Source organism: Streptomyces sp. NPDC090741 (assembly GCF_044769045.1).
Classification (GTDB): Bacteria; Actinomycetota; Actinomycetes; order Streptomycetales; family Streptomycetaceae; genus Streptomyces.
In genome coordinates this window covers 46,319-59,085 of record NZ_JBIVXF010000016.1, presented here as the reverse complement: position 1 = coordinate 59,085, position 12,767 = coordinate 46,319, and the positions used below count along the sequence as shown (strand labels likewise).

The window sequence follows — 12,767 nt, the reverse complement described above, 5'->3', positions numbered from 1 at the left end:
CCGCCGCGTACGGCGCGCGACGGTTGCACCCGAACGGGACCTTCCGCGGCCGCGTGCTCGGGTCCGGGGCCGCGACGCCGGGCCTACCGGCCTAGGCCCGGCGCACGTCGTAGACCCCCGGCACGTCCCGCATCGCCCGCATCAGGACCGGCAGCCCGGTCGCGTCGGGCAGTTGCAGGGTGTACGTGTGCCGGACCCGCTGCTCGACGGGCGGTTCCACGGTCGCGGAGACCACCTCGACCCCTTCGCGGGCGATGGCCTCGGTCAGGTCCGCCAGCAGGTGTGGGCGGCCGAACGATTCGGCGAGCAGTGTGACCCGGCAGTCCGCCGTGGCCCGCCAGTGCACGGCGACGGAGGTCCGGCCCAGCGCGCGCATCTGGGCCACCGCCGCGCAGTGGATGCGGTGGACGGTGACGGCCCCGCCCCGTACGACGAACCCGGCCACGGCGTCCGGCGGCACGGGCGTGCAGCAGCCGGCCAGCCGCACGGTGGCGTCCGGCAGGTCGGCGACGGCATTGCCGCCGCCGCCCCGGGCGCCGACCACGGACAGCGCTGCCCGGGCGGGCGTGGCGGCGGGCTTCACGGTGTCGGGGTGCGCCTGGAGCCAGCTGCCGATGGCGATCCGGGCGGCCGGGGTCCTGGCGTGCTCCAGCCAGTCGGCGGCGGGCCCCGAGGAGGCGTCCTGGGCGAGCAGCAGCTGGACGGTGTCCCCGTCGGACAGCCGGGAGGACAGGGAGGTGAGGCGCCCGTTGACGCGGGCGCCGATACAGCCGTGGGCCGCCTCGCCGTGCTGCGCGTAGGCGGCGTCGATACAGCTGGCCCCGGCGGGCAGGCCGAGCGTCCCGCCATCGGCTCGGAACACGGTGATCTCCCGGTCCTGTGCCAGCTCGGCGCGCAGCACGCTCCAGAAGGTGTCGGGGTCGGGCGCGGACTGCTGCCAGTCGAGGAGGCGCGAGAGCCAGCCGGGCCGGGTCGGATCGACCCGCTCCTCGTCGCAGTCGGGGGCGGCCTCGGCGGCCGGGACGGTGGTGTACGGATTGCCGAGGGCGACGACCCCGGCCTCGGCGACCCGGTGCATCTGCCGGGTGCGGACGATGACTTCGGCCACGTACCCCTCGGGCGTGGCGACGGCGGTGTGCAGCGACTGGTAGAGGTTGAACTTCGGGGCGGCGATGAAGTCCTTGAACTCCGAGACGACCGGGGTGAAGCAGGTGTGCAGCTCGCCCAGCACGGCGTAGCAGTCGGCGTTCTCGCCGACGAGGACGAGGATGCGGCCGAAGTCGGAGCCGCGCAGCTCGCCGCGTTTGAGGGCGATCCGGTGGACGGAGACGAAGTGCCGGGGGCGTACGACCACCTCGGCGGCGATCCCGGCCTCCCGCAGTACGGCGCGTACGGACTCGGCGATGGCGGGCAGCGGGTCGCGCTCCCCGGCGTGGGCCGCGATGAGCGCGCGGGTGTGCTCGTACTCCTCGGGGTGCAGGATCGCGAAGACGAGGTCTTCCAGCTCGGACTTGAGGGCCTGTACGCCGAGCCGTTCGGCGAGCGGGATGAGGACGTCGCGGGTGACCTTGGCGATGCGTGCCTGCTTCTCGGGGCGCATCACGCCGAGGGTGCGCATGTTGTGCAGCCGGTCGGCGAGTTTGATGGACATGACGCGGACGTCGTTGCCGGTGGCGACGAGCATCTTGCGGAAGGTCTCGGGCTCGGCGGCGGCCCCGTAGTCGATCTTCTCGACCTTGGTGACTCCGTCCACGATGAAGCAGACCTCGTCGCCGAATTCCGCGCGGACCTGATCGAGGGTCACCTCGGTGTCCTCGACCGTGTCGTGGAGCAGAGAGGCCGTCAAGGTCGTTGTCTCGGCGCCGAGTTCGGCGAGGATCAGGGTGACGGCGAGCGGATGTGTGATGTACGGCTCACCGCTTTTCCTCATCTGGCCGCGGTGCGAGGACTCCGCGAGCACGTACGCGCGGCGCAGGAGGGAAAGGTCCGCGTCCGGGTGGTGGGCGCGGTGCGCCTCGGCGACATGGCCGATGGCGTCGGGGAGCCGGTCTCGGGATGTGGGTCCGAGAAGGGCCGCGCGCCCGAGTCGTCGCAGGTCAAGGCGGGTTCGGCCCCGTCTGCGGAGTTCAGGGCGCGCGTCGGGGCGTGCTTCGGGGTTCGTGGCCTCTGCACTCATGGGCACCTCCGGCGGCTTCGACCGGCGGTGGCGGGCATGGGGTGAGCCCTCAGGGCCGGTGCCTGATGCTACCGACCCCACCACGTGGCGCAGTCCGCCTCTCGCTCAGCGTGAAACGGATCACCCATTAGAGGGAAGCCTCAGCCGAAAGCCGTTTCGGTGAGCCAGGCCGCGTCAAACTCGCCCGCGGCGACGATGACGGCAGGTCCCGTCATGTCAATCTGCCCGTCGGGGTGTTCGGTGATGACGAGGGTGCCGCCGGGGAGGTCGACGGTGTACGTGACGGGCCGGCCGGTGACGGCCGGGTCGGCGCCGTCGCGGCGGATGGCGGCCACGGCGACGGCGCAGGCGCCCGTGCCGCAGGAGCGGGTCTCGCCGGAGCCGCGCTCGTGGACGCGCATGGCGACGTGCCGGGGGCCGCGGTCGACGACGAACTCCACGTTGACACCCGTCGGGTAGACCTCGGCCGGGCTGAACGGGGGCGGGTCGAGCAGCTTTCCGGCGTGGTCCAGGCTTTCAACGAACGCAACGGCGTGCGGGTTCCCCATGTTGACGTTGCGGGCGGGCCAGGCGCGCTCGCCGACGCTCACGGTGACCTGCTCCTCGGGGAGGACGGCGCGGCCCATGGAGACCGTCACGTCGCCGCTCTTGTCGAGGTGCACCCGCTTGACGCCGCCGCGGGTGGCGACGGCGAGGTCGCCGGGCTCGACGTGGCCGGCGTACTGGAGGTAGCGGGCGAAGACGCGGACGCCGTTGCCGCACATCTCGGCGATGGAGCCGTCGCTGTTGCGGTAGTCCATGAACCACTCGGCCTCGTCGGCCAGGTGCGCGGCCTCGGGGTGCGCGGCGGACCGGACCACGTGCAGCACCCCGTCCGCGCCGATGCCGGCGCGCCGGTCGCACAGCTTCGCGACGGCGGTCGCGGGCAGCTCGACGGCGTTGTCCGGGTCCGGAACGATCACGAAGTCGTTCTCGGTGCCGTGGCCCTTGAGGAAGGAGAGGCTCGTCTGCGTCACGCGCCCATGGTACCGAGCGGGGCGTTCGGGCAGGTCGGCGGCGCCCCCGGGGGGGGCCGCGGCCGGGCGGCGGCTAGCGCAGCCGCGCGACCCTGTACACGGCCAGGGCCACGACGGCCAGAGCGACCAGGGCGTACAGCCCGGCCATGCGCCAGTCGGGGCGGCGGCCGCTGCCCCGGGGCGGGAGCCCGGGCCAGGTGTGGCCGACGCGGCGGGCGGCCATCATCCCCCAGCCGCCGGCGCAGCAGCAGATGAGGAAGCCGAGCATGGCGACCACGGCTCCGCCGTCGCCGAACTCGAAGGCGAGGGGGAAGGCGAACATCAGGGAGCCGGCGGCGGCCAGCATCACGATGGGGGCGATCTGCCAGATGCGCAGCCGGCGCTGCGGGCGCAGCTCGACCTCGAACTCGGGACCGGCGGCGGCCTCCGCCTCGGCGGTGTCCGGCGCGTCCGGGCCGTCGGGGGTCAGCCGTGCGGGATCGGCGGGCAGGCCGAGGGCCTCGGGCTCGGGAGCCTCACCACCGGCGACCGCCGGGTGAGTGCCCCAGATCGCCGGGTCCGCTTCCTGCCTCGTGCCGTCCTGCCCGGTGTCGCGAGGGCCGGCCTCCATCGCCACGCGCCCTCCCCACTCGGACTTCGTACGCCGTTGTTCACCGCCGGTGACCGCACCCGCGGAATTTGATGATGGCACGGCTCAGGGCCCCGAACGGGCGCGAGGGGCGTCCCGATGCCATCACGTGATCAGGCTGTGACCGCTCGTTCGACCAACGACTGCGCGAGTCCGAGGAGTTCCCCCCGGTCCGCGACGGCGCCGCTGAGCCAGTGCACACGGGGGTCCCGGCGGAACCAGGAGTCCTGGCGGCGGGCGAAGCGCTTGGTGGCCCGTACGGTCTCGGCCCGGGCCTCGTCCTCGGTGCACTCGCCGGCCAGGGCGGCCAGCACCTGCTGGTAGCCGAGCGCCCTGGAAGCGGTCATTCCGTCACGCAGGCCCTGAGCCTCCAGCGTGCGGACCTCGTCGACGAGCCCGGCCTCCCACATCCGGTCCACCCGCAGCGCGATCCGCTCGTCGAGCTCCGGACGGGCCACGTCCACGCCGATCTGCACGGTCTCGTAGACCGACTCGTGGCCGGGGAGGTTCGCGGTGAACGGCTTCCCGGTGATCTCGATGACCTCCAGGGCGCGCACGATACGGCGGCCGTTGCTGGGCAGGATCGCCTGTGCGGCGGCCGGGTCGGCGGCGGCGAGGCGGGCGTGCAGGGCCCCCGGGCCGCGCAGCGTGACCTCCGCCTCCAGCCGGGCCCGGACCTCCGGGTCGGTGCCCGGGAACTCCATGGCGTCGAGGGCGCCGCGGACGTACAGGCCCGATCCGCCGACGAGGACCGGCGTACGGCCCCGGGCGAGCAGCTTGTCGATCTCGGCGCGGGCCAGGCGCTGGTACTCGGCGACGCTCGCGGTCTCGGTCACGTCCCAGATGTCGAGGAGGTGGTGCGGGACTCCGCCGCGCTCCTCGGTCGTCAGCTTGGCGGTGCCGATGTCCATCCCCCGGTACAGCTGCATGGAATCGGCGTTGACGACTTCGCCGTCGAAATGGCGGGCCAGGGCTACGCCCAGATCGGACTTTCCGGCCGCAGTGGGACCGACGACGGCGATGACCCGCGGAGCGGGGGCTGCATTGCTCACCGCCCCAGTTTCGCAGCCCCCGGTCAAGACACCGGCATGTACCCGATCGAGTTACGTGACGGAGTGGTGGCGGGGTCGTTGCCCTGGCGGGGTTCCGCCGGGCGCATGCCCGGCGGAGGCCGGGCCGCACAAGGCGGAACTTCACCCGCACGAGTAGCGTTATGGGAGTAGACATGGGCGTTTTTAGTCGGTTTCGCCGCAAGGCCGCGGAAGCGAGCACGGAGGAAGCCGCGGCCGCGACCCTGACGACGGAGTCCGAGGCTGCGGTCGCCGAGAACGAGGCGGAGACCGGGGTCGAGGCCGAGTCGGCAGAGTCGGAGAGCGCCGCGCCGGAGGGCGTGGAGATCCCGAAGCAGCAGTCGGCGGAGAAGGCCGCGGACAGCGAGACCGGCGAAGGCGCCCGTACGTAGCTACCGCCACTGGAAGGTGACCCATGGGCCTGCTGGACACGCTGAAGGCCAAGCTCGCACCGGCGAAGGAAAAGGTCGGCGACCTCGCGCAGCAGCACGAGGGGAAGATCGGCCAGAATCTCGACAAGATGGCCAAGGCCGTGGACTCCAAGACCAAGGGCAAGTACCACGGCAAGATCGAGACCGGCACGAGCAAGGCGAAGGACGCCCTGGGCAAGATCGCGCACAAGGACGCCCCCGGCGGGCCGACGCCGCCGACGCCGCCGGCGTCTTCCTGACGCGGTCAGCGGAAGGGGCGCGGGTTCGGCCGAACCCGCGCCCCTTCCCCGTGTCCGCCGGTCAGGACCAGGCGGCGACGAAGTAGCCGACCCCGTACGGGGCGTCCTCGTACAACAGCCGCCCGTCGAGGCCCGCGCCCTCGGCCGCACCGGCCAGCACCTGCCAGGGCGCCCGCCCGGCGGCCTTGAGCTCCTGCGCGAGCTCGGCGTCGAGGGCGGAGAGCGCGGCCACGTCGGCGGCGGCCAGCGCGCGGGCCGCGGCGGCGTCGAACGCGGCGGCGCGGTCGTCGAGGTAACCGGGGGCCTTCACCGTGCGGCAGGCGCTGCCGTCGCCCATGACGAGGAGCGCGACGCGGTCCTCGCGCGCGGCGAGCTCCCGGCCTGCCTCCAGGCACCGCGCGGCTTCGAGGGGCTCCCCGACGCCCAGCCCTTCGACGGGGGCGGCGCCCCAGCGGGCGTGCCGCAGCAGCCACGCGCCGACGGCCAGGGACGGCGGCAGCATGCGCGGCCCCTCCTCGCCCTCCCCGAGCTGTACGCCGGCCTCGACCCCGAAACCGTGGAAGGTCCCGCGGGAGCCCTGGGGGTAGGGCCCGTGGTGGTCCTGCTCGGCGGCGCCGACGACGACCAGGAGGTCGGGGCGGGATGCGGCGAGCACCGCGAGCGCGTCGGAACAGGCGGTACGGGCGTCCGCGAGCTCGGAGGCGGCCCCGGCGGCGACCTCGGGCACGAGCAGGGGCGGGGCGGGGCACACGGCGGCGGCAACAAGCATGATCCGCACCCTAGCCCCGCGCGGCCGCCCACGGGGCCCCGCCGGGCCACTCCTGGCCCGGGGCCCCGCCACCGGACCCGCGCGCCTCCAACCCGTACGCCTCGAACGCCGGCGGAGCCGGCGCCTCCAACGCCGGCGGAGCCGGCGCCTCCAACGCCGGCGGAGCCGGAGATGCAGGCGTCAGGAAGACGCCGGCAGGGCGCAGCCCGAAGTCGCCTCGGGGAGGGGAGCGGGGATGCCCAGGGTGGGGATGCCCAGCATGACGCCCTTCGGCTGCGCGGGAGCCGCGTTGCGCTTCTCCCAGGCATCGCCCGCACGCGTGCGGCGTACGGACTGCGTCGGGCCCTCCGCCAGGAGGTGGTGCGGGGCCGCGTACGTGATGTCCACCGTCACCACGTCACCCGGACGGACCTCCCCGTCCGGCTTCGTGAAGTGCACGAGCCGGTTGTCGGGCGCCCGCCCGGACAGCCGGTGCGTCGCGCCGTCCTTGCGGCCCTCGCCCTCCGCGACCATGACCTCCAGCGTCCGCCCGACCTGCTTCTTGTTCTCCTCCCAGGAGATCTCCTCCTGGAGGGCGACCAGCCGCATGTACCGCTCCTGGACGACCTCCTTCGGGATCTGCCCCTCCATGTCCGCCGCGGGGGTCCCGGGGCGCTTGGAGTACTGGAAGGTGAACGCGTTCGCGAAGCGCGCCTGGCGCACCGTGTGCATCGTCTGCTCGAAGTCCTTCTCCGTCTCACCGGGGAAGCCCACGATGATGTCGGTGGAGATCGCGGCATGCGGAATGGCGGCGCGGACCTTCTCGATGATCCCGAGGAACCGCTCCTGCCGGTACGAGCGGCGCATCGCGCGCAGGATGGTGTCCGAACCGGACTGCAGCGGCATGTGCAGCTGCGGCATCGCGTTCGGGGTCTCGGCCATCGCCGCGATCACGTCGTCCGTGAAGTCGCGCGGGTGCGGAGAGGTGAACCGGACCCGCTCCAGCCCCTCGATCTGCCCGCATGCCCGCAGCAGCTTCGAGAACGCCTCCCGGTCCCCGAGGTCGGACCCGTACGCGTTCACGTTCTGACCGAGCAGGGTGATCTCGGAGACGCCCTCGGCGACCAGGGCCTCCACCTCGGCGAGGATGTCGCCGGGCCGCCGGTCCTCCTCCTTGCCCCGCAGCGCCGGGACGATGCAGAAGGTACAGGTGTTGTTGCAGCCGACGGAGATCGACACCCACGCGGCGTACGCGGACTCGCGCCGCGTCGGCAGCGTGGAGGGGAAGGCCTCCAGCGACTCGGCGATCTCGACCTGCGCCTCTTCCTGGACGCGGGCCCGCTCCAGCAGCACGGGCAGCTTGCCGATGTTGTGCGTGCCGAAGACCACATCGACCCAGGGGGCCCGCTGGACGATCGTGTCGCGGTCCTTCTGCGCGAGGCAGCCGCCGACGGCGATCTGCATGCCGGGGCGCTTGGTCTTCATCGGGGCCAGACGGCCGAGGTTGCCGTACAGCTTGTTGTCCGCGTTCTCCCGCACGGCGCAGGTGTTGAACACCACGACGTCGGCATCACCGTCGCAGCCCTCGGGCGCCCGCGTGTAGCCCGCGCCCTCCAGCAGACCGGACAGCCGCTCGGAGTCGTGCACGTTCATCTGGCACCCGTAGGTGCGCACCTCGTATGTTCCCTTGACGTCCACTGCCGTGCTCCGGTCGCTGCTGCTGGTCATGCAACAAGGGTAGGCGGTGCCCGGAACCGCTCCGGCCCCCTCCATCGCGGGCGGGCCGTGACAGCGGCCCCCGCCCGGTGGCAGGATCGCCGCATGGCTCACGTACCGCCCCGCATCCGCAGGCGCACCGCCCTGTGGGGGCTGGTGGCCGTCCTGGCGGTGCTCGGGCTGCTCACCTGGTGGCTGAGGCCCTTCGGGGAGCCGGAGCTGAAGGGCGGGCTGACCTTCAGCACGGGGGTCCGCACCGGCGTCTACCACCGCTACGGCCAGCTGCTGGAGCAGGCCCTGGCCCGGGACATGCCCGGCGTGAAGGTCGCGCTGCAGCCCAGCGAAGGCTCGCAGGAGAACCTCCGGCGGGTGGCCACCGGGAAGGCCGACTTCACCATCGCGACCGCGGACGCGGTCTCCAAGTACCGGGTCGACGGAAAGCCCGGCGCCGAGCAGCTGCGCGGCGTGGCACGCCTCTACGACGACTACGTACAGCTCGTGGTGCCGGCCGGTTCGAGCGTGCAGTCGGCGCGGGACCTGAAGGGCAAGCGGGTCGCGATCGGCCAGCCGGGATCGGGCGTACGGCTGATCTCCGAGCGGCTGCTGACGGCGGCCAAGCTGGACCCGGCACGGGACATCACCCCGGTGTCGATCGGCATCGACACCATGCCGGCCGAGCTGGAGGCCGGCCGGATCGACGCCTTCTTCTGGTCCGGCGGTCTGCCGACGCAGGCGGTGCGCGAGCTGTCGGAGCGGTACGAGATCCGGCTCGTGCAGCTCGGCGACCTGGTGGAGTCGCTCCAGGCGAGCGGGACCCCGGCGCGGTACTACCGGGCGGCGGTGATGCCGCAGGACGCGTACGCCCGGGCCCGGAACACCTCGTCGGTGGCGACCCTGGCCGTGCCGAACCTGCTGGTCACGACCGAGGAGACGGACCCGGAGCTGACCGAGCAGTTCACGCGGACGGTGATCCTCAGCCGCGACCGGATCGGGCACGAGGTGCACGCCGCGCAGCTGGTGGACCTGCGCACGGCGATCTACACGGACCCCTTGGACCTGCACGAGGGCGCGCAGCGGTACTACCGGTCGGTCAAGCCGTAGGGCCCGATGGGGCCGCCGGCCCACCCGGCAGCAGCATCACCGCCGCCGCAGCCGCCCCGATCAGCCCCGCGTGCGTCCCCAGGGCCGCCGGGACCACCCGCAGGCCGCTCACGAAGGACAGCGTGGCGTAGTCGGCCAGGTGCGCGCGGATCGGCGCGAAGAGCGTGTCCCCCGATGTGGCGACGCCCCCGCCGATGACCGCGATGTCCGTCTCGACCAGCGTCGCGGTGGCGGCGATGGCCGCGGCCAGAGCCCGCCCCGCGCGGTCGAAGGCGGCCACGGCGACGGGGTCCCCGGCCTCGGCGGCCACGGCCACGCCCGCCGCCGAGGGGTCCCCGCCGGGGCCTGCCGGGGTCCAGCCCTGGGCCTGGGCCCAGCGGGCGATGGCGGTACCGGACGCGATGGACTCCACACACCCGCGACTCCCGCAGACGCACGGCTCACCGTCGAAGGCCACGCTGATGTGGCCGATGTGACCCGCGTTGCCCGTGGGGCCCGGGTGGAGTCGGTTGTTCAGGATCAGCCCGCCGCCCACCCCGGTGGAGACCACCATGCACAGGGCGTTCGCGTGCCCCCGCGCCGCGCCCAGCCAGTGCTCGGCCGCGGTCATCGCCACGCCGTCGCCGGCGAGCACGGTCGGCAGGGCCGCGCCGTGCCGGGCCAGTTCGGCCTCGACCCGGGCCTGGATCGGGAACTCCCGCCAGGCCCCGATGTTCACCGGGCTCACCGTGCCGCGCGAGGCGTCCACGGGGCCCGCGCTGCCGATCCCGCAGCGGACCGCCGAGGGCCACAGCGGGGAGAGCGCCAGCTCGGCGACGACCTCGGCGACAGCGGCGAAGACCCCGTCGCCGTCCGCGCCGCGCGGGGTCGGGCGGCGGGTGGTGGCCGTCATCGTGCCGTCGGGGTGCACCAGCGCGCCGGCGATCTTCGTACCGCCGATGTCGATGGCCACCGTCAGACCGGCGGCCGGCTCCACGGCCGCCGCAGAGGCATCGGCACCGACAGCGGCATCGACTGCGGCAGCGGCAGCGGCCTGCGGCGCGGGCACGTCGGAGGTGGGACTGGTCACGGAAGCGGCTCCAGGAAGGGGTCGGAATCAGTATGCGGCCGCCGGCGGGGCCGTACTCTCCCGGGGCTCCAGCCGCGGCTGCTCGCTCTCCCGGGCCCGGGGCGGGCTCCCGGCGAGCACGGCGAGCAGCTCCTCGGCGGCGAGCCGGCCGAACCCCGCGGTGTCGCGTACGAGCGCGGTGAGCCGGGGGTGGGTGACCCGGCACAGCGCCGAGTCGTCCCAGGCGACCATGGAGATCCGGCCGGGGACCGCGATGCCCAGCTCGGCGGCGACGGCGATGCCGGCCACCGCCATCACGTCGTTGTCGTAGACGAGAGCGGTCGGCGGTTCGGGCTCGGCGAGGACCCGGCGGGTGGCGGCCGCCCCCTCGGCGTCGGAGTAGTCGGTGACCACCGAGCGCACCTGCTCCGGGTCGAGCCCGCGCGCCTCGGCCTCGGCGCGCAGCGAGGCCATGCGGCGGGCGGTGTGGGCGAGGCCGGGCAGCCCGGCGATGTGGGTGATCCGCCGGTGGCCCAGCCCGCACAGGTGGTCCACGACCTGGGCCATGGCCCGGGCGTCGTCGGCCCAGACGGAGGACAACACCCCATTCCCCCCCATCCCGCCCGTCCCGCTCGCGCCACCGATCATCACGGCCGGGAGACCGAGCCGCGCGAGGAGCTCCGGCCGCGGGTCGTCCGTACGCGGATCCACGACGAGGACGCCGTCCACGCGCCGCTCGGCCCACCAGCGGCGGTACACGGCGCATTCGGCATCGATTCCGTCCACGACCTGGAAGAGCAGCGCGCCCCGGCCCGCGGAGAGCACCTCCTGGATGCCGGAGACCAGCTGGAGGAAGAAGGACTCGACGCCGAGGGTCTGCGCGGGCCGGGCGAGCACCAGCCCGACCGCGCCGGAGCGCTCACCGGACAGGGCCCGCGCCGCGCTGTTGGGCTGCCAGCCGAGTTCCTCGGCGACCCGGCGGATCCGGGCGCGGGTGTCCCGGGAGACGCCGGGCCGGTCGTTGAGAGCGAAGGAAACGGCGCTCTCGGACACCCCGGCCCGCCGGGCGATGTCCTTGATGGTGGGCCTGCGGGCCATGGCGTGCCTGCCTCTTCCTCCGGTCATTTTCCGTGCGCATTCCGGCGCCGGAACTAAACCGCATTAGTTTCGACCAGCTTGAGAGGCCGAAACCCTTCTGTCAACGGGACTGAAGCGCTTAAGTACCGGCACCGGAGGCCCTGTTGACTTCCCTCCCGGCACGCGGCAGGTTGTCCGTCGCCCGGCGAATTCCCGAGAACTCCAGGACGCCCCCATGCACGACGAACTCACCCCTCGTCCGCTCCGTTTCGGCGCCAACTACACCCCGTCCCGCGGCTGGTTCCACCACTGGCTCGACTTCGACCTCGACGACGTCAGGGCCGACCTCGACTCCGTCGCCGCGCTCGGGCTGGACCACGTACGGGTCTTCCCGCTGTGGCCGGTGTTCCAGCCGAACCGGACGCTCATCAGGCCCCGCGCCGTCGAGCAGCTCGTCGCGCTCGCGGACGCGGCCGCCGAGCGCGGGCTCGACGTCAACGTGGACGGTCTGCAAGGGCACTTGTCGAGCTTCGACTTCCTGCCCGCGTGGACCGGGACCTGGCACCGGCGGAACATCTTCACCGACCCGGAGGTCGTCGCCGCGCAGGAGGAGTACCTGCGCACGCTGGCCGCCGCCCTCGCCGACCGCCCCAACTTCCTCGGCATGACCGTCGGCAACGAGATCAACCAGTTCTCCGGCGCGCCCCATCCGGACCCGGACCGGATCACCCGGGAGCAGGCCGGCCGCTGGCTGGAGCGGATGCTCGCCGCGTGCGAGAAGGGCGCCCCGGGCCGGTTCCACGTGCACGCCGAGTACGACGCCGCCTGGTACCAGGACGGACATCCCTTCACCCCGGCCCAGGCGGCCCGGCTGGGCGCGGCCACGGCCGTGCACTCCTGGGTGTTCAACGGCACCGCGCAGCGCCACGGCCGGACCGGCACGGCGACCGAGCACCACGCCGCGTACCTGGTCGAACTGGCGAAGGCCTGGGCGGGCGATCCGCACCGGCCGGTGTGGCTCCAGGAGGTCGGGGCGCCCGCGCCGCTGGTCCCGGCGCAGCACGCGGCCGCCTTCACCGAGGCGACCGTGGCGAACGTGCTGGACTGCCCGGACCTGTGGGGCGTCACCTGGTGGTGCTCGCACGACGTGTCCCGGGAGCTCGCGGACTTCCCGGAGCTGGAGTACGGGCTCGGCCTGCTCACCAACGACGGCAGGACCAAGCCGGCCGGGGCGGCCGTCGCCCGGATCGCCGCCCAGTGGCGGGGCCGGGAACACCGCCCGGCCGTACGGTCCACCGCGCTGGCCGTGGACGTCGGCGGGGCACAGGCCGCGCCGGGGCGCTCGGTGTGCGCCCCGGGCGGTGCCTTCTTCGAGGCCTGGGCCGCGCTCACGGCCCAGGGGGTCCGCCCCGCGGTGGTCCTGGCGGAGCTCGCCGAGGACCCCGCCCATCTGTCGGCGCGCGGCATCACGGAGGTGCTGCGCGTACCGGACGTCACCTGACCGCCCGCACCTTGAC

General features: G+C 73.6%; 12 protein-coding genes. 4 read left to right on the top strand and 8 right to left on the bottom strand.

The window, feature by feature from the left end:
• Positions 1–91 precede the first annotated feature (91 nt).
• From ACIQU4_RS33315 to miaA, 4 genes are all read right to left on the bottom strand, one after another.
• A complete protein-coding gene (locus tag ACIQU4_RS33315) occupies positions 92–2,176 on the bottom strand; it encodes a RelA/SpoT family protein (protein WP_403738750.1) in 2,085 nt (694 codons plus the stop codon).
• Between the two features lie 140 nt (positions 2,177–2,316).
• Positions 2,317–3,192, bottom strand: a complete 876-nt coding sequence (dapF, locus tag ACIQU4_RS33310; RefSeq protein ID WP_403738747.1) for a diaminopimelate epimerase — start codon at positions 3,190–3,192, stop codon at positions 2,317–2,319.
• 73 nt (positions 3,193–3,265) lie between these two features.
• Positions 3,266–3,808, bottom strand: a complete 543-nt coding sequence (locus tag ACIQU4_RS33305) for a hypothetical protein (protein ID WP_403738744.1) — start codon at positions 3,806–3,808, stop codon at positions 3,266–3,268.
• A gap of 125 nt (positions 3,809–3,933) precedes the next feature.
• On the bottom strand, positions 3,934–4,872 hold the full coding sequence (miaA, locus tag ACIQU4_RS33300) for a tRNA (adenosine(37)-N6)-dimethylallyltransferase MiaA (protein ID WP_403738741.1): 939 nt from the start codon (positions 4,870–4,872) through the stop codon (positions 3,934–3,936).
• Positions 4,873–5,045: 173 nt separating this feature from the next.
• Here miaA and ACIQU4_RS33295 point away from each other — a divergent pair, with 173 nt between their 5' ends.
• Together ACIQU4_RS33295 and ACIQU4_RS33290 are read left to right on the top strand one after the other, a co-directional pair.
• Positions 5,046–5,282, top strand: a complete 237-nt coding sequence (locus tag ACIQU4_RS33295; RefSeq protein WP_403738738.1) for a hypothetical protein — start codon at positions 5,046–5,048, stop codon at positions 5,280–5,282.
• Positions 5,283–5,305: 23 nt separating this feature from the next.
• The gene (locus ACIQU4_RS33290; RefSeq protein ID WP_403738736.1) at positions 5,306–5,560 is read left to right on the top strand and encodes an antitoxin; all 255 of its coding nucleotides are present in this window, start codon (positions 5,306–5,308) and stop codon (positions 5,558–5,560) included.
• A gap of 61 nt (positions 5,561–5,621) precedes the next feature.
• Here ACIQU4_RS33290 and ACIQU4_RS33285 read toward each other — a convergent pair whose 3' ends face one another.
• The gene (locus ACIQU4_RS33285; RefSeq protein ID WP_403738733.1) at positions 5,622–6,329 is read right to left on the bottom strand and encodes a class III extradiol dioxygenase subunit B-like domain-containing protein; all 708 of its coding nucleotides are present in this window, start codon (positions 6,327–6,329) and stop codon (positions 5,622–5,624) included.
• Positions 6,330–6,509: 180 nt separating this feature from the next.
• The gene (gene miaB, locus ACIQU4_RS33280) at positions 6,510–8,036 is read right to left on the bottom strand and encodes a tRNA (N6-isopentenyl adenosine(37)-C2)-methylthiotransferase MiaB (protein WP_403738730.1); all 1,527 of its coding nucleotides are present in this window, start codon (positions 8,034–8,036) and stop codon (positions 6,510–6,512) included.
• Between the two features lie 93 nt (positions 8,037–8,129).
• Between miaB and ACIQU4_RS33275 the strand changes: the two genes are divergently transcribed.
• Complete coding sequence (locus ACIQU4_RS33275) at positions 8,130–9,125, top strand: TAXI family TRAP transporter solute-binding subunit (protein WP_403738727.1); 996 nt, start codon at positions 8,130–8,132, stop codon at positions 9,123–9,125.
• Here the strand turns inward: ACIQU4_RS33275 and ACIQU4_RS33270 are convergent.
• Both ACIQU4_RS33270 and ACIQU4_RS33265 read right to left on the bottom strand, forming a co-directional pair.
• Complete coding sequence (locus tag ACIQU4_RS33270; RefSeq protein WP_403739017.1) at positions 9,115–10,083, bottom strand: ROK family protein; 969 nt, start codon at positions 10,081–10,083, stop codon at positions 9,115–9,117. The two genes, ACIQU4_RS33275 and ACIQU4_RS33270, sit on opposite strands and share 11 nt — an antisense overlap.
• Positions 10,084–10,221: 138 nt before the next feature.
• Positions 10,222–11,271 (bottom strand): LacI family DNA-binding transcriptional regulator, encoded by a 1,050-nt coding sequence (locus tag ACIQU4_RS33265; RefSeq protein WP_403738724.1) that lies wholly within the window; start codon positions 11,269–11,271, stop codon positions 10,222–10,224.
• Between the two features lie 214 nt (positions 11,272–11,485).
• Between ACIQU4_RS33265 and ACIQU4_RS33260 the strand changes: the two genes are divergently transcribed.
• Positions 11,486–12,751, top strand: coding sequence for a glycosyl hydrolase (locus ACIQU4_RS33260; RefSeq protein ID WP_403738722.1), 1,266 nt, complete (start codon positions 11,486–11,488; stop codon positions 12,749–12,751).
• The last annotated feature ends 16 nt before the right edge of the window (positions 12,752–12,767 follow it).

What these genes read in the sequence shown, in the direction of transcription:
- ACIQU4_RS33315 (WP_403738750.1), bottom strand. Translation starts at nt 2,176, where the DNA reads ATGAGTGCAGAGGCCACGAACCCCGAAGCACGCCCCGACGCGCGCCCT.
- ACIQU4_RS33295 (WP_403738738.1), top strand. Translation starts at nt 5,046, where the DNA reads ATGGGCGTTTTTAGTCGGTTTCGCCGCAAGGCCGCGGAAGCGAGCACG.
- ACIQU4_RS33290 (WP_403738736.1), top strand. Translation starts at nt 5,306, where the DNA reads ATGGGCCTGCTGGACACGCTGAAGGCCAAGCTCGCACCGGCGAAGGAA.
- ACIQU4_RS33285 (WP_403738733.1), bottom strand. Translation starts at nt 6,329, where the DNA reads ATGCTTGTTGCCGCCGCCGTGTGCCCCGCCCCGCCCCTGCTCGTGCCC.
- miaB (WP_403738730.1), bottom strand. Translation starts at nt 8,036, where the DNA reads ATGACCAGCAGCAGCGACCGGAGCACGGCAGTGGACGTCAAGGGAACA.
- ACIQU4_RS33275 (WP_403738727.1), top strand. Translation starts at nt 8,130, where the DNA reads ATGGCTCACGTACCGCCCCGCATCCGCAGGCGCACCGCCCTGTGGGGG.
- ACIQU4_RS33265 (WP_403738724.1), bottom strand. Translation starts at nt 11,271, where the DNA reads ATGGCCCGCAGGCCCACCATCAAGGACATCGCCCGGCGGGCCGGGGTG.
- ACIQU4_RS33260 (WP_403738722.1), top strand. Translation starts at nt 11,486, where the DNA reads ATGCACGACGAACTCACCCCTCGTCCGCTCCGTTTCGGCGCCAACTAC.